Origin of the sequence: Mesomycoplasma ovipneumoniae (genome assembly GCF_024758565.1) — a bacterium.
GTDB classification, from domain to species: domain Bacteria; phylum Bacillota_I; class Bacilli_A; order Mycoplasmatales; family Metamycoplasmataceae; genus Mesomycoplasma; species Mesomycoplasma ovipneumoniae_B.
On the sequence record NZ_CP079199.1, the window covers coordinates 545,875 to 569,038 of the forward strand.

Here is a 23,164-nt window from a genome sequence, read left to right on the forward strand (position 1 = left end):
TATTTACATATTCAAGAAATGCACATTTAATTGTGTATTTTTTATTTATTTTTTAAAAATAAAAAAAGTGGTATAATTTATAAGACAAAATAAAATAGGAATAACAATGAATGACCTTACAAAAATTCCCGCTGACCTAATAAATGAACGCCCTTTTAAAGAAGGTGAGGCTTTTTGGTTAATTCAGGATTGAATTCCAATTTATGCCCTCACAGTCGTTTTGGGCATGGTTGCCTCAATTATCACAATTTATTTTTTCTGGAAGCGCGAAGGTTACAAATTTGATCATTTAGCCGCACTGATTTTTATCACAATTCCTATTTCTATTGTTGGAGCACGTTTTGGATATATTCTTGAGCGTTTAGTGGTTGGTGATTTAACATCATTACAACAGTGATGAAATATTCGCCAAGGTGGACTTTCAATTCAATGAGGTGTTATTTTTCCAACTGTTGCAAATTTAATTTATGCTTATCGAAAACGGGCTAGTTTTGATTGACGAAAAGCCTTTTCTTTTATCTTGCCGGCCGTTTTAATTGGTCAATTTTTAGGAAGATGAGGGAATTTTACAAATCACGAAGTCTATGGATTTCTTGATCCTGAAGGTAAAACCGTAAATTGATTAGGTGATTTTATTCGAAAAAATATGTTTATTGCCGATAAACATGCACCAAATGGTCAACTCCGTGTTCCATTATTTTTCTATGAATCACTAACTTCGCTTTTTGGTTACTTGGTAATTGTATGAGTATTAAACCTTTTTTCATGACTCAAACCAGGTTCAACAGGGGCACTATACATTTTATATTACGGAATTGTTCGGGCTTCTATGGAATTTTTACGGCAAGAATCATATGTTTATTATTTTGTAATTGCAATTTTGATGATAATTCTGGGAATTTTGTTGTTCATCCGCTTTCAATTTTTCGCAAATTACTATGTAAAAATTGAAAATAAAAAGTTAAAAATAGCATTTTTCGAAAGATACACAAAGGAAAACAGACGCTACATTGGTTTGCCTTGAACAAGATGGAATCGTAACCTTTCTGAGCCTGCAAAATCAGAACCAAAAACTTTAGAGGCTTAGACAAAATTGAAATTTTACAACGGAAAACATTAGTTTTTAATGTTTTTTATAATTTAATATTATATAATTATTTATAATCATTAACATTTTATTCTTAAGGGGTTTAATCATGGAAAATTATGATGTTATAATAATCGGAGCAGGACCAGCTGGGCTAACAACCGCTCTTTATGCTTCTCGTGGTAATTTAAAAGTTCTAATTTTGGAAAAAGGAGCCCCAGGAGGGAAGCTTGTTTCACAATCTAAAATTGAAAATTGACCTGGAGATGAGTTTATTGATGGTGCATCTTTAGCGCTAAGAATGTATAAACACTCACTAAAATTCGGGACAAAACACCGTTATTGTGAAGTTGATTATATTGAGTCTAACTCACCTTTTGACCATAAAGTTGTTTGCAAAAACGGTAAAACTTTCACAGCAAAATCCGTTGTTGTAGCTTCAGGAATGGTCGAAAGAAAACCGTTAGATATTAAAAATTACCTTGATTTTGAAGGTAAAGGTGTTTCTTATTGTGTTGTTTGCGATGGTCCTTTTTATGCCAACCAACCTTCAATTGTTATTGGAGGAGGAAATTCTGCCGTTGAGGAGTCAAGTTTTTTAGCTTCAATAGCTTCAAAAGTTTATGTTTTAGTTCGTGATGACAAATTTATCGCCGAGCCACTTTTAATAGAAGAACTCAAAAAAAACAAAAATGTTGAAATTTTATTTAATGCTAAAGTTTTAGAACTTCAAGGAGAAGGTGCGCTTGAATCAGCAATTATTGATCACAATGGTGAGCAAAAAACACTAGAAATTAAGTCACTTTTCCCATACATTGGTTTTTTGCCAGCTACTAGCTTTTTACAAAAAAACCATAAAGAAATTCTTGACAAATTTAATTTTGTTACAGTTGACAAATACGGACAGTCAAAAATTCCTGGGGTTTATGCTGTTGGTGATGTTGTTACAAAAGAAATTAGACAAATTGTTACTGCTGCAAATGACGGTGCAATTGTTGGTAAAATTTTAACCAATCGAATTAAGTAAAAAAAGGTTCCTATATAGTGAAAATAGTTAAGAAATTTTCCAAAACAAAATTTTTAACAAAAAAATCAAAAATTTTACTAGGACTTACTTTAAGCGCATCATTTCTTGGTGTTTTAGGAATTTCAGTCGGTATTTCTTATGGTTTTGGCTTAATTAAAAAAAATTCTTATCAAACAACTGTTGAGGATTTAAATAGAATAATAACTAAAATTAATGCTCTTAGTTTTAATGCCCAAAAAGTTTCTCCTTTTTCTACTTATGCCTCACTAAAAGAAGAGTGAAAAAAAATTCAAGACTCAACAGATCAAGGTGATTTTTTTGATCTTTTTAGTCTTGAACATAAAAGATTGCAACCATATAAATTGCCAAACGGAATTTGGCTTGAGTTTGTAGATGTCCAGCCAGATGATGCCAACCAACAATTTAATGTTGAATTTTTGCTTAAAACTTATAATCACTCAAGAATTATAAGATCTGATATAAGAACTGACAAAATTTCTATAAGTCCTAATTCAACTTTTTTTCTGGAAAATTTTTATCAAGCACTCCAAATAAATCTTCAAAATATTAGACCATTTTCTAGAGGTGAACAAAATAAAACCTCTCCTAACATTTGACTTGCAAGTGATTTTTTAGCAAAAGCAAATTCTGAGCAAAGCGCAGAAAGTTTTATTAAAAAAGTTCATGATTTTTTTGACTTTGACTTTGAGTCAATTTTAACTAACAAAAACTTTGCTATTAAACACGAAAATAAGTTAGTTTTTCCTTACACAATTGAAATTATAAAAAATAATAATAACACTTGAGTCCAACCTTCGCAATTGCATTCAGATTTTTTGGAAATACAAGGTAAAATTAGTTTTACACAGGAAGCCAAAGATATTTTTCCAAAAAATTTTAATACAAATGTTACTAAAAATTTTACTTTTTTACTGTTTGATTCAGCTAAAAATAAATCCGCTTTTGCTGATCCTAAAGTTTTTATACAAATTCCAAAACTATCAGATCTAAAAATTGATCAATTTTCACAAGAAAATCAAGAAAACAAAGTTGATATTTCCCAAAAATCAATATCTTGAGTTTATAATTTTCTTAAATATAACGAAAACACAAAAACATTAAAAACACCAGAAGAAGCAAAAATAGCCCTTAATTCATTTATTAATTCAGATTTACAACTTGATTTTAGCGATTATGCTGACTTAGATCCAAAAATTAAGCAAAAATTTGGCTTTAATATTATAGTTGAAAAAATTTATCTAGATGCAGACGAGCACTCATCGCTAGTTCGTATACCGTTTGAAATTTTTTATCCCCTTAATGATGATGGTTCTGAAAAATTAACTAAAACTTCAGAGCTTGTTTTAAGAAATTTCAAAAATTCTGAATCCCAAAATGTTTCTACATTTGACCCTAAAAATTTTAGTCAAATTCCAGTTGTTAATTTAGATTATTTCACTGATAAAAGTAGACCAACCCAAACCTTTTCATCTTTTGATTATGTTTCAAAAGATGAAATTCAAAAGTTAATTGACTTAAATTCACATGAAGAAATTTATAATATTTTAATAAATTCCTCAAAATTTAATCTTAACTTTCCTGAAACTCAAATTTTAGATTCCTGAATTTTTAAGTATGATTTTCCAACTATTCCTGAGTTTTCCAAAAGGACTTTGACTCCAATAACACTAGAAAATAACACAAATACTCGTGCTTTTTTTGAAAATAATCAAGAATTTATGTTTTTTGTAAAAAATATTTTAGCCTTACCTAAAGAAGAAGCTCAAAAATACCTTAGAATCCTTTTTAATTCCCTTGCGGAAATAAAATCTGATACTTTTGATGATAAAGAGCAAAGTTCTGAAACTCAAAGTCTTGATTCAACCCCCAAAAATGACACTATTAGTGAGACTGCCACCCCACTAGCAACTCAATTTCAAGAAACAGAAACTGAAAATTCTGAAAACAGCACAAATTCTCAAGATTCTGAGCAACCCCAAAATCAAGGAAACCAACAACAAAACACAGAAAATCCAGCCCCTGATACTAATTTAGCCCCAGAAACTAAGAGTATTAATGATAAAATTGTTTCAAATCTTCAAAATCAGTATTTAATTAAGGGATTTAATGACTTAATTTCTAAAATTGAGGCTTTAAACGAAAAAAACGAACAGCCAAAAGCGGAATTAAATGCTCAAACATTTTCTGATTTATTTATAGAAACTTATAAAGATAATAATTTAGTTAAGCAATTTGAAACACTTGGCGAAAATCTTTCTTATAAAATTGTTTTTCTAGCCAATCAAGAATCAGAACAAATCGATTCTGATGGGCAAAATTCAACTCCAACACCAGTTCAAGTCGCCGATCAAGAGACCTCTGAAAACGGTAATAATCCCCAAAAAGAGATTTTTACATTAGGTTATTATTATATTTTTACTTCTGCTACAAATAATAAAATTGTTTTTAGAACACCAATTAATTCATTAAAATTAGATGTTTTTACACATCAAAATTCTCAAAGTGAAATTGAAATCTTGTCCAATGTTGTTTTAAATTTTCCACAAAAACTTTTAAAATTAGAACTTGATGAGTCTAATTTTGCAACAGCACTTACATTTTCAAAAACTGCTGAGGAGATTCTAACTTCTGAATTTAATAATCAAGATAAAGATTTTAAACAAACATTAGAGAGTTTTAAAAAACTTTTTGGTTTTTCTACTTTTGTCCAAATTTATCCTTTATTAAATGGTAATGGTCTTGTATATAAAAAAGATAATGTTTTTAAGGATAAATTTGGAAATTTGAAAATTAGATTTAGTGTAAAAAATCTAGATTCTAGCGAAAAATCTCAAATTTTTATTCCAAACATTGTAGATAATGATCAAAATAATCCTGATGGTTCAGTGCAAAATTCTCCTAGCCCTCAAGTTTCGCCTTCGCCACCAACCACACCACCGCAGACTCAACAACCTACAACTCAGACCGCGCAACACCAACTTAAAAATAATCTAGAGCCCTTTGTACCTGGACAAAATGAAGCAAAATATCCGCTTATTTTTACAGTAATTAAGCCAAATAGGCAGTTAAATCGAAATTAGGAAAAAATGAAAAAAACTAAAATAGTAAAAAAAGTTTCACACACCAGATCTTTAATGATTATGGCGACTTGGCCTATCGCAATTGGTGCAATTTTAGGTTTCTCCTATTTGACTTATTCGCTTGTTGAGTCAAAATATTTTGGTATTGTCGATCAGCGAGTTTTAGAGAAAACTGAAGTTAATCAAAGAGGGATTCAACTTTCAAATGAAGAATTTGAAAAAATTGTTGATCAAATGCAAATTGACGAGGATTTTTCTAAATATTCAGCCGAACAAATTCTCAATTTATCTCGTGATTCAGCGTCTAATTTTCATCTTACTACAATTTTTAATCTTGCCAATTTTAGTTCAAAATATCCTTTTTTAAAGCTTAATGTCAATCCTATTAATAAATCTGATGTTGAAAATGATGATCTAGTTACAAAAGTTGTTAATAATAATTTAATTAACGTTGTTTTTTCAGCGCATGATCAATTTACAAATAAAACTTATTCAAAAGTTCACTCAATTCGTGGCTTCAATGGCAAAGGTGACATTCCATTTATAAACTTTAATATTGACCAACAAAAGTCCGCTTTTGTTTTACAAACAGCACAAATAAACCAAAAATGAAACGCATTTTCGCTTATTCAAGCACTAAATCATGAGTATAAAAATACAAAAGATGCTAAAAAAACTCTTGAAAAATTTGGTTCTTTTTTATTTTTAGATTCAAATGATAATTTAGTAAATCTTCCTGAGGGTACCTATTTTGATTTTGAAACAGACTCATCCGGAAATATAATTTTTAAAAATATTGGCGACTCAACAGGTAATTTGTGAATTTCCTTTGGGATTTTTGACTCAAATAAAAATAAAATTCGCACATTTGATTTAAAAGTTTCAAATTTATTAGATTATGCACAAGTTACAAATTATCTTAATAATTTAATTAAAACTAATGATGAACTTATCATCTTAAAAGACGAAAAAATTCAAGAAATTGTTGCAAAAAATGTATCTTTATCTACTTTTTTGGTGTCCCAAACCGATCATAACAGTCTCTTTGACATATCAAAATTACAAAATTTATTCACAAATTCCTCACCAAATTTTAATGTAAGATTGTTTGGGACAAATGTTCAAATGGACCGAGTTGGCGAAGTTGAACTTATGGTTCAAATCGATTTTAAGGCTAAAGAAATTGAAAAACTAACCCAAAATCAGTCAACTCCTGAAAATTTAGGTGTATCAAATTTACAAAAAAATTTACCTGTCCAAGGGCAAAAAATGCTTAAAAATCAGGTATCTTTATTTCAAGATGTTGGCTCAAATAATTCTGAAAATTCAAGTCAAGAAAATTTAAATGATTCACAAACTCAAGAAAATTACCGTAAATTTAATTTTATTTACACTTTAAAACCTTTTACAAACTTAGCACAAAGATATTTGGATTCTGTGATTAAGGATAATGATCTTTATATTGTTAGACAAAAGTTTAATTATTTAGATGGTGTTGAAATTATTAATAATTTAAGGTCAATTAATGCTACTTTTTATTCTTTTCAAGAAAATAAAAACACAAGTAAAGGCTTAGAAATTGTTAATTTAGAAAGCAGTCCAACTTATGATAGTTTAACTAGTCAAAGAGCAATTGTGACGTGATTTAAAGACTTTTTTAAAGATTCATTAACATTTCCGGCCTGAAAAAAAACTGACCAAAACAACAAACCTGAGGAAGTTTTAGCAAAAATTTTTGCTAAAATGAATGATATAATTAACTCTAAGCAAATTTTTTCATACGGTGTTAAGTATAATTTATTTTTTGAAAATTCTACTGGGCAATTAACAATAACAATCAGTATTTATGACAGGTTTAATAAAATTTTAGGTGAAAAAGATATAAAAATAGCCGGCTTGTCACCAGCAAATCCTCAATTATTATTAGCCAAAGAAAATCAAGCAAGTTTTTTTATTGATGGATCTGGCGGATATAATTTTGACGAATCTAGTGAAAATAACTTATTTCACTCAGAAATCAGAGGTCTAAAATCAATTACAAACCCTCAAGTTTCACTTAGCCTTGACTCTTCAAAAATTTCCAATAAGAAAGTTAAACTTGTCAGAAATTCAGGAATTTTATATCCAAGTCTAAACGACATTTATTTAAAATTATTTTATAAAAGCGATGAAAATACTCAAAAAACTGTAGCTTTTGATGAAAATAATCCATTTTTTTATTCATTTTCAGTCCAAAATAATTTAGAACCTAACCAATATAAAATTGTCCTTAAATTTATTACTGAAGAAAATGCAACTTCTGATCAACAAACAAATCAAGAACCTAATTTAATTTGAGTTAAGAAAATAGCTAAAAAAAGCGATTTAACAAGCTTAAGTATAACAAATTTAGATTCAATTCCTGATAATACTCCAATTTGGTTAATAGGTGTTTCAAAAAAAACAGACATTGAATCAACTAGCTCAGGTACAAACCAAAATGAAAAAATTATTGGTATTTTGCCTGTTGATGAAGGTCAATTTACTAATTTTGTTCTTTCTTACAATGCTCTTAATGAGAATTCATCCTCAACTTCAGGAACTCAAGGTCAAAATTCTCAAAAGATAATTGTAAAAATTGCAACTTCAAAATCAAAAAATCAACCCCAAGTTGAGTTAGAAAAAAACTTTTGATCTACTCAGAATGCTTCTCCAACTCCTCCAGCAGCTCCAGCAGCTCCAACGACTTCAACTTCTTCAGCAACCCCAACAAAAAATTTAACCCTTTATTTCGGAGACCAAGAAAACAACAAAACCTCCGATAAATCAGAGGTTTTGTTTAGATTTTTTATAAAATTTAATAACCAATTTTCCAAAAAAGAAGATTTTGAAAAAGCCTTTGAAACAGCATTAAAATAAAACTATTTTTCTTTTTCCAAATATAGATTATTTTGTTTATAGGACAATCTATATTTTGAATTTTCTGTTATTTCTTTTGTAACTATTTTTTGAGCAATAAAACTTTCTATATTTTTTTTGATAAATCTTTTGATAGGACGAGCACCAAAATTTTTATCATAACCAGATTGAATAATTCAGTCAATAACAGAATCATTAAAATCTATCTCAAAATGATTTTCTATTAATCTTTTTTTGAAAATATCAAGTTCTAAGTGGATAATTTCAGAAATTACCTCGTGATTTAAAGGGTTAAAGACAATAATTTCATCAATTCTATTAATGAATTCAGGTTTTAAATACATTAATAATTCATTTTTGATGTTAGATTCATCAATTTTTTTAGCCTCAATAATTTTGTTAGCGCCAATATTTGAAGTTAAAATAATAATTGTGTTGCGAAAATTTACTTTTATAGATTTGCTATCAACAAGCTCGCCGTTATCAAGAATTTGTAAAAAAATATTAATAACTTCAGGATGTGCCTTTTCAATTTCATCAACTAGAACAATCGAATATGGATTTTGTCTAATTTTGTTGGTTAAAATTCCACCTTGTTCAAAACCAATATAACCTGGAGGCGCACCAATTAGTTTAGAAACGCTATGTTTTTCCATATATTCTGACATATCAAGGCGAATAATTTGATTTTTATTGTCAAATAAATTTTGTGCAAGTGCGCGAGCAACTTCAGTTTTTCCAACACCAGTAGGTCCTACAAATAAAAAGGATGCAATTGGTCTTTGTTCGTCATTAATTTTTGCCTTAAATCTTAAAATGGCCTCTGAAACTGATTTTAAAGCTTGATTTTGTCCTTTAATAACTTTTCTAAGATTTTCCTCTAAATTAATATATTTTTGACTTTCGGATTCTAAAAGTTTGCCAATTGGAATTTTAGTTCAATTTGAGACAACTTTTGCAATATGATTTTCATCAAGAACGTTTGAAAATTCAGTTTGTTTTTCCTTTAAATTTTCCAATTCTTCCATAATTTTAGGAATTTTTACATACTTGATTTGCGAAGCGCCCTGATAATCGCCTTGGTCCATTAGTGTGTTTTGCTTGTGTTTTAATTCTTCGACTTTTGTTGACAAATTTGCAATTTTTGAAGCTAAATTTCGCGAGTCGTTTCATTCCTTTTGCATTTGATCAACCTGATTTTCAACCTCAATTATTTGTTTTTTGAGATCTTCATTGTCCGAATTTGTCGAATTAATTTCCATCATTTTCAAATTAATTAATTCACGCTTTGCTTTTTCTAGTTTTTCTGGTTGGTAATTAATTTCCACTTTTAAAGAAGCAGCAGCTTCATCAACTAAGTCAATGGCTTTATCGGGCAAAAAACGGTCAAAAATATATCTGTTTGCCATTTTTGCAGCAAAAATTAAAGCTGAGTCAAGAATTTTTACCTGGTGAAAATTTTCAAATCGCTCCTTAATTCCGCGCAAAATATTGATGGTATCAACAACTGAAGGTTCTGAAACCTCAACTTTTTGCATTCTTCGTTCGAGCGCTCCATCTTTTTCGATATAAAGTCGATATTCAGAATTTGTTGTTGCGCCAATTAATTTAATTCCACCTCGAGCCATTATTGGTTTTAAAATATTAGCAAAATCCATTGAATCAGATCCAGATGAACCTGTTCCAATTAATAAGTGGATTTCGTCAATAAAAATAATAAGTTCATCAGATTTTTGTTCAATTTCAGTTAAAATTGCCTTAATTCTTCGCTCAAATTCACCTTTATATGAGGCCCCAGCGAGAATACTTGTAAGGTCAAGTTCAAAAATTTGCTTATTTTTTAAATTATCAGGAACTTGTCCTGCAATTATTTTTAGTGCCATTCCTTCAACAATTGCTGTTTTTCCAACACCGGGATCACCAACTAAAACGGGGTTATTTTTTGTCTTTCTTGACAAAATTTTTATAATTCTTCTAATTTCAGAATCTCGCCCAATTACTGGTTCAATTTTGTTTTCTTTTGCTAATTTAGTTAAATTTCTTGCATATTTTTCAAGATTTTCGAGTTTAATTTCCATTTTTTTCTTCCTTATTTTTATTTTTTTACATTAATGCAAAAACAATTATAACATATTTTTGTCACTCGTAGCAATTAAGTGCCAAAATTTTTTTATCTAAAGTAAAAACTTAAAAAATAACGCTATTATTTTGGCTAATTTATGTTATAATTTTTACTTATATCATGAAAAAAATTGTTATCGGGAATTGAAAAATGAATCAAATCAGAAAGGAATTTTATGATTTCCTTTTTGAATTTGACGCGCTTTTTAACAAAAATCCAAAAAAAGTCGCTAAAACAATGGAGTTTGCGATTGCCCCTCCTTTTACTTTATTAAGTGAAATTTCTAAATCTCAAGTTAAAACATTAAAAATAGCTGCTCAAAATGTTAGCCAGTTCGAATCTGGAGCTTACACAGGTGAAATTAGTGCTAAAATGTTAAAGGATTTAGGTGTTAGCTACATAATAATTGGTCATTCTGAGCGTAGAATGTTTTTTAATGAAACTGATGAAGTTTTAGCTCAAAAAATTTCACAAGCACAAAAATACGATATAACTCCCGTGTTTTGTGTTGGTGAAACATTAGAGCAATACGAAAATAAATTAACTAAAAAAGTTATAATTTCACAAATAAATGCTGTAAAACACGTGCTAAATTTCGAAAAAGCGATAATAGCTTATGAACCAATTTGGGCAATTGGAACCGGTAAAACAGCATCTGCTACAATTGCCAATGAAATTTCGTCCTTGATTAAAGAAGAATTTGGCAAAAATGTTAGAGTTATTTACGGAGGTTCTGTTAACTCACAAAATTATGCAGATTTTTTAAATTCAGAACTTATTGATGGTATACTTGTTGGTGGTGCATCATTAGATCCTAAACAATTTTATGAAATGGTAAAATTTTCTGATGCATGCCCAACAGATCCACTAAATTCTGGCATATTAGATGACGACAGTTGTTGTGGATGCGATGATATCGATCTAGACGAGTAATTTGCCTGATTTATTAGTTAAATTTATGCTTGGTTTTAATAGTTTCGCGAATTATTGCTAGGTTTAAATTTGTTACTTAATTATTTTTAAAGGAATTAAAATGATTTCAAAAGCGAAAAAACAAGAATTAATTTTAAAATTTGGTAAAAACGCCAAAAACACTGGTGATACAGCCGTTCAAATTGCAATATTAACTGAAGATATTGAAAAATTAAAAGTTCATTTTGAAAAAAATAAAAAGGACAAACACTCAATGCGAGGTTTTATTGCAAAGGTTAATAAACGTAAAAAATTACTTTCTTATTTAAAACAAAAAAGTTTTGAAACATATAAAGAGACAATCGAAGCTTTAAATATACGTAAATAATTTTAAATTTTTATACCAAATATTTTTAAGATATGGTATAATTTAATTTTGCACAAGTCAACCGCTGGTATTTTTAAATTTTTAATTTAAAAATATTTGAGGAAAGTCCGCGCTAGCACTACCTGTGATGGTAGTAGTGTTCATGTTGGATCTAAAAAATCCAAGCCTAGACGACAAGTGCCACAGAGACGAGTTTATTTGTTACTCTAAATTTTTCATAATCATTGTTCACTCCTAATAAAAAATCCTAACAAATAAAGTGAAACGCGGTAAACTCCATGAGCTAGAAACCTAAATTTTGGTAGGGGAATCCAATTTGGGAAACGAACTTAAATTGGAAGGTTTTAAAAAACCTAGATAAATGGTTGACTGATACAGAACGCGGCTTATTAGTGCAAAAAACAGCGAAAACTCGCTGTTTTTTTATTTAAATAGACACTTTTTCTAAATTTTTGGTCATTTTTGTTTAGACTTCTAAAATCTTATTTATCATAAAATAATTTTGTATATCACACAAAATCATCATTTTTAAAAATATATAAATCTCACAATTTTTGGATTTTTAATGATTTTATGGTACAATTAAATGGTAAAAATTTATGGAGGTTAAAAACAATGAGATCGAGGAACATCTTAAATTGAGTTAAAATTAAAATTTTAAATTGATGGTCTTCAGTGGTCAAAGTTGACGAAATTGTTGTTTTGTTTATAAAAATTTTACATCTTGTCGTCGTTGATCACTAATTTAAAGGAAAAAGCCACACGTTGTGGTTTTTTTAGTCCAAAAATTATTTAATAAATAATTTTTGTGGTATAATTTTAAATAATTTTTGTGGAAGGTTTAAAACCGTTAACCACTAAGAGAACTAAAAAAATAAAGGATGCTCGAAATGGTAAAAAAAAATGTAGTTAGAGTTGCAAAATTGCAATTCAATGCCGGCCAAGCAAAACCCGGGCCAGCTCTTGCAGGTCTTGGTATTGTAATGCCTGAGTTTACAAGAAAATTTAACGATGAAACAAAAAATCGTGGAAGTGAACCAGTTCCTGTAAAAATTACTGTTTTTAAAGATAAAAGCTTTGAATTTCAGTTATTTACAAGCCCAACTTCTTATAAAATTAAACAAGCTGCTAAAATCGAATCTGGATCTAAAAAATCTAAAGCTGAAAAAGTAGCTAAAATTACTCTTGAACAACTTAAAGAAATTGCAGAATATAAATTACCAGATTTAAATACTGATAGTATAGAAAAAGCAATTCTTACAGTTTATGGAACCGCCAAACAAATGGGCGTTGAAGTTGAAGGTATCGAAGAATTTCTACAAGGAGTAAAATAATGAAAAAAATTTCACGTAAATTAGCTCAGTCTCGTGAATTAGTTGATAAAAATCATTATTATTCACTTGAAGAAGCAATGGAATTGGTTAAAAAAACATCATATACTAAATTTTCTGGCTCTGTTGATTTAGCTATTCGACTTAATTTGGATACTCGAAAAGCTGACCAACAATTAAGAGGTTCTGTTGTTTTACCTTATGGAACCGGGAAATCTGTGCGTGTGCTTGTTGCAACAGATTCTTCAGAGGTAGCAACTAAAGCCAAAGAAGCAGGCGCTGATTTAATTTATTCAACAGCTGAACTTGAACAAAATTTAAAAATTGATAATTTTGATTTCGATGTTATTGTTGTTGAGCCTAAATTAATGCCAGTTTTAGGAAGATACGGGAAAAAATTAGGACCAAAAGGACTTATGCCTAACCCAAAAACAGGTACCGTTACCCCAACACCAGAAAAAGCTGTGGCTGAAATTAAAAAAGGTAAAGCAAATTATCGCGCTGATAAATACGGAATTATCCACTCATTAATTGGAAAAACCAACATGGAAGCCGATCATTTAGTCCAAAATGCTAAAACCCTTTTACAATTAATTCGTAAATTGAAACCAAATTCAGTTAAAGGAAATTATTTCAAAAATTTAACAGTTTCTGCTTCTATGGGTCCATCTATTAAAATTCGCTTCGACAATTTATAATAAAAAATAACCTGTAAAATAAAAAAACCCTTTAAATTTAAGGGTTTTTTTATTTTCAACTTCGAAAAAATTTCAAAATTTATTATTAAAATAAGAAGAGATTAAACTGTTGTTTTTTGATGTTTATTAACAAACAAATGAAGTCTAGAAATTTTTCGTGATGCTTTTCCTTTGTGAAAAACACCTTTTGATTTTGCTTTTGCAATTTCTTTGTGAGCTTTTGCAACTAATTCATTTTGATTTTCTGCATGACTTGTAACAGCTATTTTAGCCTTTTTGATTGCTGTTTTTACACGAGATTTAATTGCATTATTTCTTGCTCTTGCTTTTTGCATTTTGGTGATTGATTTAATTTTGGATTTTATATTTGCCATTTTTTTCCTATATTTATATATAATAGTTTATTTCAGACCTTTAAAAAACGGTACTAAAAATTATACCATAAAAATATGTTATTTATATCTAAAAAATGAATTTTTAATCTCTAGACTTAATAAAAAATTTAAACTCAATAACACTAATATTCAACTTTAAAAATCATTTTTCTAACTACACCAATTTGTCCAGTATATTTTGGTAAATGAGCATCGCCAGGTAGAAAAATTAAAAATTCGCCTTTTAAGGGTCTAATTAAATTTCGGGTCGAATCTTTTTTATAAAGAGCTACATCATTTTCTTCAGAATAATCACTTACTTTATTGACTAATTTCTCTGAAAAATCAAAGAAATATTGTTCTTTTTCGTCAATTACTATATGAACATCTGCGTATCGTTTGTGATATTCATAGAGAGCGTTTGTATCATCGAAACTTTCAACATCAACATGTAACACAAAAATTCTGTCTTCATCAATTAGAGTTTTGCCTAGTGGCAATTTTTCTAGGTCATTTTCTTTTAGAAAAATTGCTAATTTTGCAAAATTTTCATTTAAACAACTATATTTGCTAAAATTTTCTAATTTGTCATAAATCATTTTCCACCCCTCTTTTATTTATATTTTTATTAAATTATAGCAAAAAAATTGATCTAAAAAAGAATAAATTTCAAATTTAGCGTTTTAAGTCAAAAAATTATCCTATTAAAATATCTTCAGTTATGTAAGTTTTATTCTGTTTGCCGATATTATCACCTTGTCAGACGTAAATAAAAGAGCTAATTCCGAGCTGACCGATTAGCATAATAATCATAAATCCAATTTGCGAAACAATAGATAAATTTCGAATCAAACCTGTCGAGAGACCCGAGGTTCCAAAAGCCGACATGACCTCAAAAACTAAATGGTAAATTTTATAATCACTAGTTTTTTGTTGGCTTGATAAATCGTCTAGCGAAAAACTTGAGAGAAAAACTATCGCTACTACTAAAATAAAAGATATAAAAAATACAGTCGCAGCTGAAACAATTTTATCAGTTGTGATTTTTCTCTTAAATATATTAACATCACTAGTTCCCCTAATTTTAGATAAAACCACAGCGATAAAAATTCAAAAAGTTGTAACGCGAATTCCACCACCTGTAGAAGAAGGGGCAGAGCCAATAAACATCAATAAACTTGTTAAAAATGTGCTTGGTTGAGTTAGTTGTTTTAAGTCAAATGTAAAAAAACCAGTTGAGCGAGTCATAAAATTATGAAATAATAATGCAAATGTTTTATCAAATCAGTTGCCATTTTGCTCTTGGTTTCAAAAAGTAAAAGGAGAATTTGAACTAGCTTCAAAAGTAATTAAAAGAATAAAACCAATTAGCGCAATAACAAAATAGCTCAAAATTGAAACTTTAGTAAATAAAGAAAATCTAAATCTTTTTATTTTCTGTTTAGAAAGTTTAAGCTTGAAAAAGCTAAAAAAATCATAAATTACCGGGTATCCAATTCCGCCTATTATTGTCAGAATTATTATCATTATTTGCAAAAAATAAGAGTGATAATAAGGTTCAAAACTATTTGGTCCGATTATATCAAAACCAGCATTATTAATTGCAGAAATGCTATGAAAAACAGCAAATCTTAGCGACAAAGATATATTTTTATAAGGTGATTTTTGAAACGAAAATTTTTGTGGTTCAGCATCATAAAAATAAAAATACAGGCTAAGAGCAAGACTACTAATTAAAACAAGTATCAAAAAAAAATTAATAGAAACCTTGATTACGCCTTTTAGTTCGCTTAATTTACTTGAACCTCTTTCGATTTTCAAAATTTCACGTGACAAAATACTTAGTTTTTTTCCAAATAAATGGTTAAAAATGTAAAACTTTATTGCAAAAATTCCTATTCCACCCAGAGAAATTAAAATTGCAATAACAGCTTGTCCAAAAATATTAAAACTTGTGCCAGTATCAACTAAACTAAGGCCAGTATCACTAAAGGCAGAAACTGAAGTAAAAAGTGCCGAAAAAAAATTAATTTTTTGTGGATTATCAGTGTGTGAAAACGATCCTGTTAGAATTCCGGCCCCAAGAAGAATAACTAACGTGTAAAAAGTAAAAATAATATGTATCTTTTTAAGAGAAAAAATGGACCGCAGAAAATTTTTGATATTAATTTTCAAGTTCATTATTCCTCGTTTTAATGTTTGACTAAATTAAAAAATTAGTCAGTTAATTTACTTATATAAAACATACAAAAAAAGCTAATTATTAAATTATACAATTTTTTTTAAAAAAACAAAGTCAAAACAAAAAAATTTAAAAATAGCCAAAAAAACTAGCCTATAAAACATTTGTACTTGTCCACCTTCAAAAATTTTCTGATTTTTGAATTAATTTATTGTTTTTTAGATAAAATTTAAGTAAATGAAACGAGCAAATATTTGTATAATTGGTGCCGGACGACTAGGTAGAGCGGCAATAACCCAACTAGCAGAATCAGGCCACAATATTATTGTTATTGACAAAAGAGCTGAAAATTTAAAATTTATTCGTGAGTTTGCGACTGTTGAACCAATTATAATGGACGCTAGCGACATAAATGCAATTCGTAATGAAGTTGGACTTGAAGATATAGACACAATAATTGTTGCTACTTCAGACAATATTGAAATTATTGCAACTTTATTAGAATTGCAAACAGAAATTAATTTTTTTAACAACTTAAAAATAGCTGCGCGTGCTGTTAATAAAAGACATGCTCGTGTTTTAAAACAAATCGGTGTTGACTGAATTATTAGTCCTGAAGAAGAAGCCGGAATTAAAATGGCGCTTTTGAGTGTTGATAAAAATTTCCTGAATTATGCAGATAATCTTAAAGAAATTGCAAATGGAATATTTGCTGGAAGTGTTAATGTTAAATCGCCAAAATATATTAACAAAAGTATAAAAAACGCTAATTTACGTCAGTATAACGTTAATGTTGTTTTAATTAAAAGAAATAAAGAAACAATTTTGCCGGCTGCAGAGACAATAATTCATCAAAATGATGAAATAACAATAATCGGAAAAATTGGCGATGTTACAACAGTTTTGCAAAAAATGGAGTCAATAAAGAGCTAAAATTAGAAAATTTTAGGAAAAAGTGCTTTAAAAGTTCTTGAATTAACAGCATAAAATTTTATTTTGCTAAATTCGGAAAAATTGGTGATGTTACAACAGTTTTGCAAAAAATGGAGTCTATAAAGAGCTAAAATTGGAAAATTTTAGGGAAAAGCGCTTTAAAAGTTCTTGATGTAACAGCACAAAATTTTATTTTTGCTAAATTCTTTTGGAAAATTAAAAATATAGTATAATTTTCCAATAATCATGGATTTTGGAAAATACTATTTATATTTATTAAAATATTATATGTTTGCGGCATCACTCTTTGATGATGCTGCTTTTTTCCATGAATCTGCATCAGAAGATATTTTCGATAAATTCCCCACCACTCTTCATTAGAGAAGAGTTTTTTTCTTCAAAGATGAAGTTTTCATATTTTTTTTAGAATAAAATTACATTTTTTTATTTAAATTAGATATTGTTTTTAATTTTATCTACTCAAGAGGGAATTATAAAATGCAAAAAATTCACAAAAGTGAAACAATAATCTCGCTTGTTGATGTTGATAAAGAATTTGGTGAGAAGAAAGTTTTAAATCAAATAAATTTGGACATCAAAAAAGGTGATTTTGTCACTCTTTTAGGTCCGTCTGGATCTGGAAAAACTACAATTTTACGCCTAATTGGTGGTTTTGAATGAACAACCCGAGGCGAAATTAAATTTAATGGGGTTGATATTAAAGATGTTCCTGCCCATAAACGAGACACAGCGACTATTTTTCAAGATTATGCACTTTTTCCACATTTGTCAGTTAGAGGAAATATTGAATTTGGCCTAAAATTAAAAAGAATTAAGAAAAGTGATTCTGAAATTCCACAGTCAACTTGGAAAAAGTTCGAAGAATTAAAGCAAAAATGGCAAGCAAAACAGGACCAAAAAATTGCAGAACTTAATAATTTGCAAACAAAGCTAGAAAAACAACTTGAAAATCCCAATTTAGACAACAAAACCCGTAAAAAATTACAGGAAAAACTTGATGATTCAGATTTTAAATATTCTAATTGGGAAAATTATGTTTTTTATAAATCTGTAACTTTTGAAAAAAAATACCTTACTCGTAAAATAACAAAAACTGAAATTGATAACGAAATTAAGGATATTATCGAACTTGTTGGTCTAAGCGGAAACGAAGACCGCGCAATTTCAGAGTTGTCTGGTGGAATGAAACAGCGAGTTGCACTAGCTAGATCACTTGTTATTGAGCCTGAAATAGTTTTATTAGATGAGCCATTATCAGCTTTAGACGCAAAAATTAGACAAAAAATGCAAGTTTTTCTCAAAAGAATTCAGCAAAAATTAGGTCTAACTTTCATTTTTGTAACTCATGACCAAGATGAAGCTCTTCAATTATCAGATAAAATCGCCGTAATTCGTAACGGGAAAATCGCTCAATATGACGTGCCAACCAAAATTTATGACTATCCTGTCAATAAATGAGTTGCTAATTTCATCGGTGATTCAAATTTTTTTGAAGCAACATTTATTGGAAAAAATAAGGTTGAAATTCTTGGCATTGAACTCTATACAATTCACACAGAATTTGATCATGGCCAAAAACTGGATGCACTTATTCGTCCTGAAGACATCGATATTGACTTAAATTCTGGATATTTTAAGGGTAAAGTTGTTCAAAATATTTACAAAGGTTCATATTACTGACTAGATATTCAGGTTGGTTCTAAAATTATTTACGTTGAAACTAATGATTTTTACGATCTTAATACCGAAGTTTATTTAAAGTGAGATGATGATGCGATTCATTTAATGGAGATGGAAAGTGGAAACTCTTAGCTTTTTTGATAAATTTTGACAAAATTTCAAAAAAAGTTTGAATCCACGCATCAGTCTTGTTCTCCCTTATTTTGTATTTGCCCTAATTTTAATAGTTATTCCGCTTATTTTACTTTTTGTTAAATCTGTAAGTCCACTTTCGACAAACGGCGAGCCATTTGACAACCATCTTTTAGTAAAAGAGCAAACAACTTGACAAATTATTGCCCGTTCAATTTTTGTTGGTTTAGTTAGCGCCTTTATTTGCTTAATTTTAGCTTTTCCATATGCTTTCATTGTCGCAAATTCAAAATCACGTATTTTTAAAATTTATTCTTTATCATTAATAATTACGCCTTTAATTATTTTTACAATTGCAAAAGTTTTCTCATTACGAGCTTTATTTTTGTCAATGTTTGACGAAGGATCGCTAAATAATAACTCTTTTATGATTCTTGGTCTAATTTTTCTCAATTTTCCTTTTATGGTACTTCCGCTTTATACAATTTTTAAAGATATGCCTAAAAATTTAATTGAAGCTGGGACAGATTTAGGATATTCAAAATTTCGAGTTTTGATTAAAGTGGTTGTTCCTTATAGTTTTCGTGCAATTAGCTCTGGATTTGCGATTGTTTTTTTAATGGCGGCAACATCAATAGTTGTCTCAGATAAATTGCTACCAAACGGATCACAAAATCAACTGATTGGAAATTTAATTAATAATTCTGCAAACACAACAAACCCTTTTGATCTAGCTAGAGTTTCATCACTTGTTTTAGTCACACTTTTAGTTTTTATTGGAATTTATACACTAATTCATTTTACACCTATTGTTATCATGAAAATTAAAGGATTTAAATATGACTAAAATTATTGATTTTTTTCAAAAACACGAGATTTTGAAAAAAACTTACGTTTGATTTTTAATAATAATTTTCTATATTCCAATAATTTTTGGCTCTATTTTTTCATTTAACAGTCCTTCGAAAAAAGGTTTTGTCTCTTCAACATGGAACAAATTTAGTTTGCAAGCATTTGACGAATTTGCAAAAGATACTTTTGCATCAGCGCTAATTAACTCATTAATTATTGCAATTTTTGCTGCAATAACCGTTGTTTTCCTTTCACTTTTAACAGTTTTTGCTCTCTGAAGACAAAAAAATAAATCCGTAAAAATTTATGTAAATGCCACCTCAAATATTCCTTTAATTAATCCTGATGTGATTACCGCAGTTTCGCTTGCAATTATTTTAGGGTTCATATTTGGTTCACTTTCAGCGGCTCATGAAGGTTTGTATCGGGCAATTATTTCCCATATTGTCATGACTTTGCCTTACGGGATTTTGATAATGTATCCAAGAAGTGAAAAATTTTCGCTAAGTTTATATGAAGCAGCCCAAGATTTAGGCTATTCAAAAATTAAGGCATGATTTTTGATTTATTTAAAACACATGTCGCCAGCGATAATTTCGGTTTTTCCGGTCGTTGCTTTTCTTTCATTTGATGATTTTATAATCACAAAAATTACATCAAACACCCAAACAGTTGGAACGCTTTTGTATCAAGGAACTTTTAAGACTTGAGCGCTAATGTTGGGAACAATTATGCTTTTCATTTCCGTGATTTCTAACTTAATTTGACTTTATTATAAAAATAAAAAGGAAAAAACATGAAAAAGAATTTAGTTAATTTTTTTGCCAAAATAACACTCGCCCTTTCGGTAATTAGTGTTGTTTTTATTGCATCTTTTTCAAAATCAAGCTTCCCTTTCAAACCAGTTGTCTATAATTATGAAGCTTACATTTCTGATTTTGGTCGCGATGTAATTAACAAAGATTTTAATTATCGTGAGTTTGGTGATGTTAGCGAATTTACAAGAGCAATCGAAGACAATCGCACAATTGCTGGTGTAGGTTCAGATTTTCAAATTGCACGTTTGGCGCAAAAAGGTCTTTTGCAAAAAATAGACTATTCAAAACTTTTTCCAAATTGGCAACTAACTAAAGTTTTTGAAAAACCTGAAAATTATGAGAGTTTTTCTTTGGTCCAAAAGCAAGAATTTATCAATAAAAAAAGGGCCGCTTTTGAAGAAATGTTTCGCCCTGAAATTGTCGAGCATATTGATAAATATGATCAATTTATGAAAGATGCCTATGATCCGCAAAAAAATCTTGATACTGATAATGACGGAATTCAAGACCGTTTTTGGGAGTTTTTCATACCTTATTATACCCAAGACAAAGTAATTGCCTACACAATTGGCGATTATGATGTTGATGGTAAAAGAAAAAATCTCCGTAAATTTCAGAACAATTGAACTGCTGAGCAAAAAGAACAAATTCAAGAAAAAGGTCTTAAATTTGAAGATCAAAGTCTTAGCGGAATTGGCAAAACTTTGAGACAAAATGGCTATAGTTTTTTTGAATGAACAGAAGCTATGAGAGATAATTTGCTAATTGGGACAGAAAAAACTAATCAATACGGCGAAATTATTACCGAAAATAACTATAAATCATTTGTTGATGGTTTTATTGACTATATTGGCGAAATTTCTGGTTTTGACTATTTTAATTTGAGACATAATGTTTTTAAAACATCAGGTCTTGACTTAGCCAATTCAGTAATCGATCCTTCTTTGAATCAAGATGTTGGTTTTTTATATAATGGCGATTCGCTTGATGCTCATTATTCTAAAGATAATTATGAAGAACTCGAAGAAGAAAATACAATTGCAATTATTCGCCCAAAAAATAATTTAACTTTACTTGATGGTTGAATTATTTTGAAAGAAACTTCGCCTGAATTGACTGACAAGGTTTATAATTCACTTTATGAAGGAATTTATAAAGGCGAAGATTTTGACTTAGAAGAAATTGTTCAAAAAGCAAAAATTGAGGTTGATTTTGCTTTTGTCCAAAATAGTGAAACAGAAAAATTTGAACCTAAAAATGGAAAAGGTTTTTATTTTGACTATGAATCCCTACCTTTTTTAGCAAATTTTGACTATATAAATTACACCCCAACATTTAAAAAATCCTTTGAATTCTTTAAAAAATTCTACTTTAATGATGCAGTCGAAACTGTTCGCGAAACTCTCGAAGGTGAAGACCGTTCGGTTTTCATTGACCTTAATGATGAAATTATTGCTGATGAGAAAAATTTAAATTATGATAATATAAAGTCCGAAACTTCATCAAATAGATCGCTTCGAGCTTTAAATATGTATCTTTCTCAACAACCTGAGCAAACTTTTTATGGAAATATGCCAACTGAAAATAACACTGACGAGGGCAGATATCAGTTGAATTATACTTTTTTAAAGCCTTTAGATGAAAGACTTGCTTCTCAAATTCGTACTTACTATAATTTAAAGACAAAAAATTAAGACTTTTATCAATAAAAGTTTCTAATTTAATATTTTTATTAATTATTATTGTAAAATTTATTTTATGTTCAAGTTTAAAAAAATATTAAAAATATTAGTGCTGCTATCACCAATGGTTGCGCTTTCTGCATGCAGCCAAACCCCATCTCAAGCAGAACAACTTCTTGCTTCGATAGATAAAACTGATTCCAAATATGTAAAAATTGATGAGTCAACAAATTCTTTTGTGCTTGACCTAACAGGTTCTGGACTAACAAAAATTGATAAATCTGCATTTTTTAGTCTAAAATCACGGATTTTTCAAAAAACTACTCTTCAAAATCAGAATCAAACTAATCAACCTGGTACCGAAAACACTCAAAAACCACAAGAAACTAAGGTAAATTTTTATTTTTTGTCAAAAATAATTTTTCCAGAAACGCTAACTGAAATAGAAGATTATGCATTTTATGCTGATAGCGCAAATTTGACTGATCAAGAAAAAATTAAGGAACTTGACTTCTCAAAGGCGACAAATTTGAAGAAAATCGGTAATTTTGCCTTTCAAGGAAATAATATAACAAAATTAGTTTTACCTTTATCTTTAGTTTCGATAGGTAGGCAAGCTTTTGCTAAAAATAATTTAGAACAGGTCGATTTTTCAAACTCTAAGGATTTAGAGATTATTCAAACCGGTGCTTTTTTTGATAATAAAATTAAAAATGTTGACTTTAGCCAAAATGTTAAATTAATTGAGATTTTTTCTAGTGCTTTTGAATCTAACCAAATTGAAAGTGTAAAATTTAACAAAAGTGCAAAACCAGTTACAATTGGAACATCAGCTTTTAAAGAAAACGTTATAAAAACTAACGAAAATTTTGAGAACATTCCTGAATTAAGTTCTCTTAATTCACCGTTTAATTAATTTTTTTAAA

Annotated in this window: 17 protein-coding genes, 1 other RNA gene and 1 pseudogene; 15 read left to right on the forward strand and 4 right to left on the reverse strand. The window is 29.0% G+C overall.

The features are described from left to right. The first annotated feature begins 106 nt into the window (after positions 1–106). From KW512_RS01995 to KW512_RS02010, 4 genes are all read left to right on the forward strand, one after another. Positions 107–1,087 (forward strand): prolipoprotein diacylglyceryl transferase, encoded by a 981-nt coding sequence (locus KW512_RS01995; RefSeq protein ID WP_258841177.1) that lies wholly within the window; start codon positions 107–109, stop codon positions 1,085–1,087. Between the two features lie 109 nt (positions 1,088–1,196). Then, complete coding sequence (locus tag KW512_RS02000) at positions 1,197–2,114, forward strand: NAD(P)/FAD-dependent oxidoreductase (RefSeq protein ID WP_258841178.1); 918 nt, start codon at positions 1,197–1,199, stop codon at positions 2,112–2,114. Positions 2,115–2,131: 17 nt separating this feature from the next. Further along, complete coding sequence (locus tag KW512_RS02005) at positions 2,132–5,215, forward strand: P97 family adhesin (RefSeq protein ID WP_258841179.1); 3,084 nt, start codon at positions 2,132–2,134, stop codon at positions 5,213–5,215. A gap of 6 nt (positions 5,216–5,221) precedes the next feature. Beyond that, positions 5,222–8,113: a P110/LppT family adhesin N-terminal domain gene (locus KW512_RS02010; protein WP_258841180.1), complete on the forward strand. Its 2,892-nt coding sequence runs from the start codon at positions 5,222–5,224 to the stop codon at positions 8,111–8,113. Between the two features lie 2 nt (positions 8,114–8,115). On the opposite strand, the gene KW512_RS02015 is transcribed toward KW512_RS02010, so the two are convergent. Further along, positions 8,116–10,191 (reverse strand): ATP-dependent Clp protease ATP-binding subunit, encoded by a 2,076-nt coding sequence (locus KW512_RS02015; RefSeq protein WP_258841181.1) that lies wholly within the window; start codon positions 10,189–10,191, stop codon positions 8,116–8,118. A 164-nt stretch (positions 10,192–10,355) separates the two neighbouring features. Between KW512_RS02015 and tpiA the strand changes: the two are divergent. The 5 genes and pseudogenes from tpiA to rplA all read left to right on the forward strand — a co-directional run. Further along, positions 10,356–11,072, forward strand: a pseudogene (gene tpiA / locus KW512_RS02020) (triose-phosphate isomerase); the annotation flags it as partial. A 196-nt stretch (positions 11,073–11,268) separates the two neighbouring features. After that, positions 11,269–11,535, forward strand: a complete 267-nt coding sequence (gene rpsO, locus KW512_RS02025; RefSeq protein WP_010321230.1) for a 30S ribosomal protein S15 — start codon at positions 11,269–11,271, stop codon at positions 11,533–11,535. Between the two features lie 49 nt (positions 11,536–11,584). Continuing rightward, positions 11,585–11,929: RNase P RNA component class B (gene rnpB / locus KW512_RS02030), an RNA gene on the forward strand. Between the two features lie 496 nt (positions 11,930–12,425). Further along, positions 12,426–12,869: a 50S ribosomal protein L11 gene (gene rplK, locus KW512_RS02035; protein WP_258841183.1), complete on the forward strand. Its 444-nt coding sequence runs from the start codon at positions 12,426–12,428 to the stop codon at positions 12,867–12,869. Further along, positions 12,869–13,564 carry a 50S ribosomal protein L1 gene (rplA, locus tag KW512_RS02040; RefSeq protein ID WP_010321232.1) on the forward strand — a complete coding sequence of 232 codons (696 nt, stop codon included), beginning with the start codon at positions 12,869–12,871 and terminating at the stop codon, positions 13,562–13,564. The genes rplK and rplA overlap by 1 nt, the downstream gene beginning before the upstream one ends. A gap of 101 nt (positions 13,565–13,665) precedes the next feature. Here the strand turns inward: rplA and rpsT are convergent, their stop codons facing one another. The 3 genes from rpsT to KW512_RS02055 all read right to left on the reverse strand — a co-directional run bounded on the left by rpsT (position 13,666) and on the right by KW512_RS02055 (position 16,119). Further along, positions 13,666–13,938: a 30S ribosomal protein S20 gene (gene rpsT, locus KW512_RS02045; protein ID WP_010321233.1), complete on the reverse strand. Its 273-nt coding sequence runs from the start codon at positions 13,936–13,938 to the stop codon at positions 13,666–13,668. A 143-nt stretch (positions 13,939–14,081) separates the two neighbouring features. Next, positions 14,082–14,537, reverse strand: a complete 456-nt coding sequence (locus tag KW512_RS02050) for a YhcH/YjgK/YiaL family protein (protein WP_258841184.1) — start codon at positions 14,535–14,537, stop codon at positions 14,082–14,084. A 97-nt stretch (positions 14,538–14,634) separates the two neighbouring features. Beyond that, on the reverse strand, positions 14,635–16,119 hold the full coding sequence (locus tag KW512_RS02055) for a TrkH family potassium uptake protein (protein WP_258841185.1): 1,485 nt from the start codon (positions 16,117–16,119) through the stop codon (positions 14,635–14,637). Positions 16,120–16,357: 238 nt separating this feature from the next. Here KW512_RS02055 and KW512_RS02060 point away from each other — a divergent pair, with 238 nt between their 5' ends. The 6 genes from KW512_RS02060 to KW512_RS02085 all read left to right on the forward strand — a co-directional run bounded on the left by KW512_RS02060 (position 16,358) and on the right by KW512_RS02085 (position 23,154). Further along, complete coding sequence (locus KW512_RS02060) at positions 16,358–17,053, forward strand: potassium channel family protein (RefSeq protein ID WP_010321236.1); 696 nt, start codon at positions 16,358–16,360, stop codon at positions 17,051–17,053. Positions 17,054–17,551: 498 nt separating this feature from the next. After that, positions 17,552–18,886 carry an ABC transporter ATP-binding protein gene (locus KW512_RS02065; protein ID WP_258841186.1) on the forward strand — a complete coding sequence of 445 codons (1,335 nt, stop codon included), beginning with the start codon at positions 17,552–17,554 and terminating at the stop codon, positions 18,884–18,886. Beyond that, a complete protein-coding gene (locus KW512_RS02070) occupies positions 18,873–19,733 on the forward strand; it encodes an ABC transporter permease (RefSeq protein ID WP_258841187.1) in 861 nt (286 codons plus the stop codon). Before KW512_RS02065 ends, KW512_RS02070 begins: the two co-directional genes overlap by 14 nt. Then, complete coding sequence (locus KW512_RS02075; protein ID WP_258841188.1) at positions 19,726–20,550, forward strand: ABC transporter permease; 825 nt, start codon at positions 19,726–19,728, stop codon at positions 20,548–20,550. Before KW512_RS02070 ends, KW512_RS02075 begins: the two co-directional genes overlap by 8 nt. Further along, entirely contained in the window at positions 20,535–22,250 is a 1,716-nt protein-coding gene (locus tag KW512_RS02080; RefSeq protein ID WP_258841189.1) for a hypothetical protein, read from the forward strand. The genes KW512_RS02075 and KW512_RS02080 overlap by 16 nt, the downstream gene beginning before the upstream one ends. 112 nt (positions 22,251–22,362) lie before the next feature. Continuing rightward, positions 22,363–23,154 (forward strand): leucine-rich repeat domain-containing protein, encoded by a 792-nt coding sequence (locus KW512_RS02085; protein WP_258841190.1) that lies wholly within the window; start codon positions 22,363–22,365, stop codon positions 23,152–23,154. Positions 23,155–23,164 lie beyond the last annotated feature (10 nt).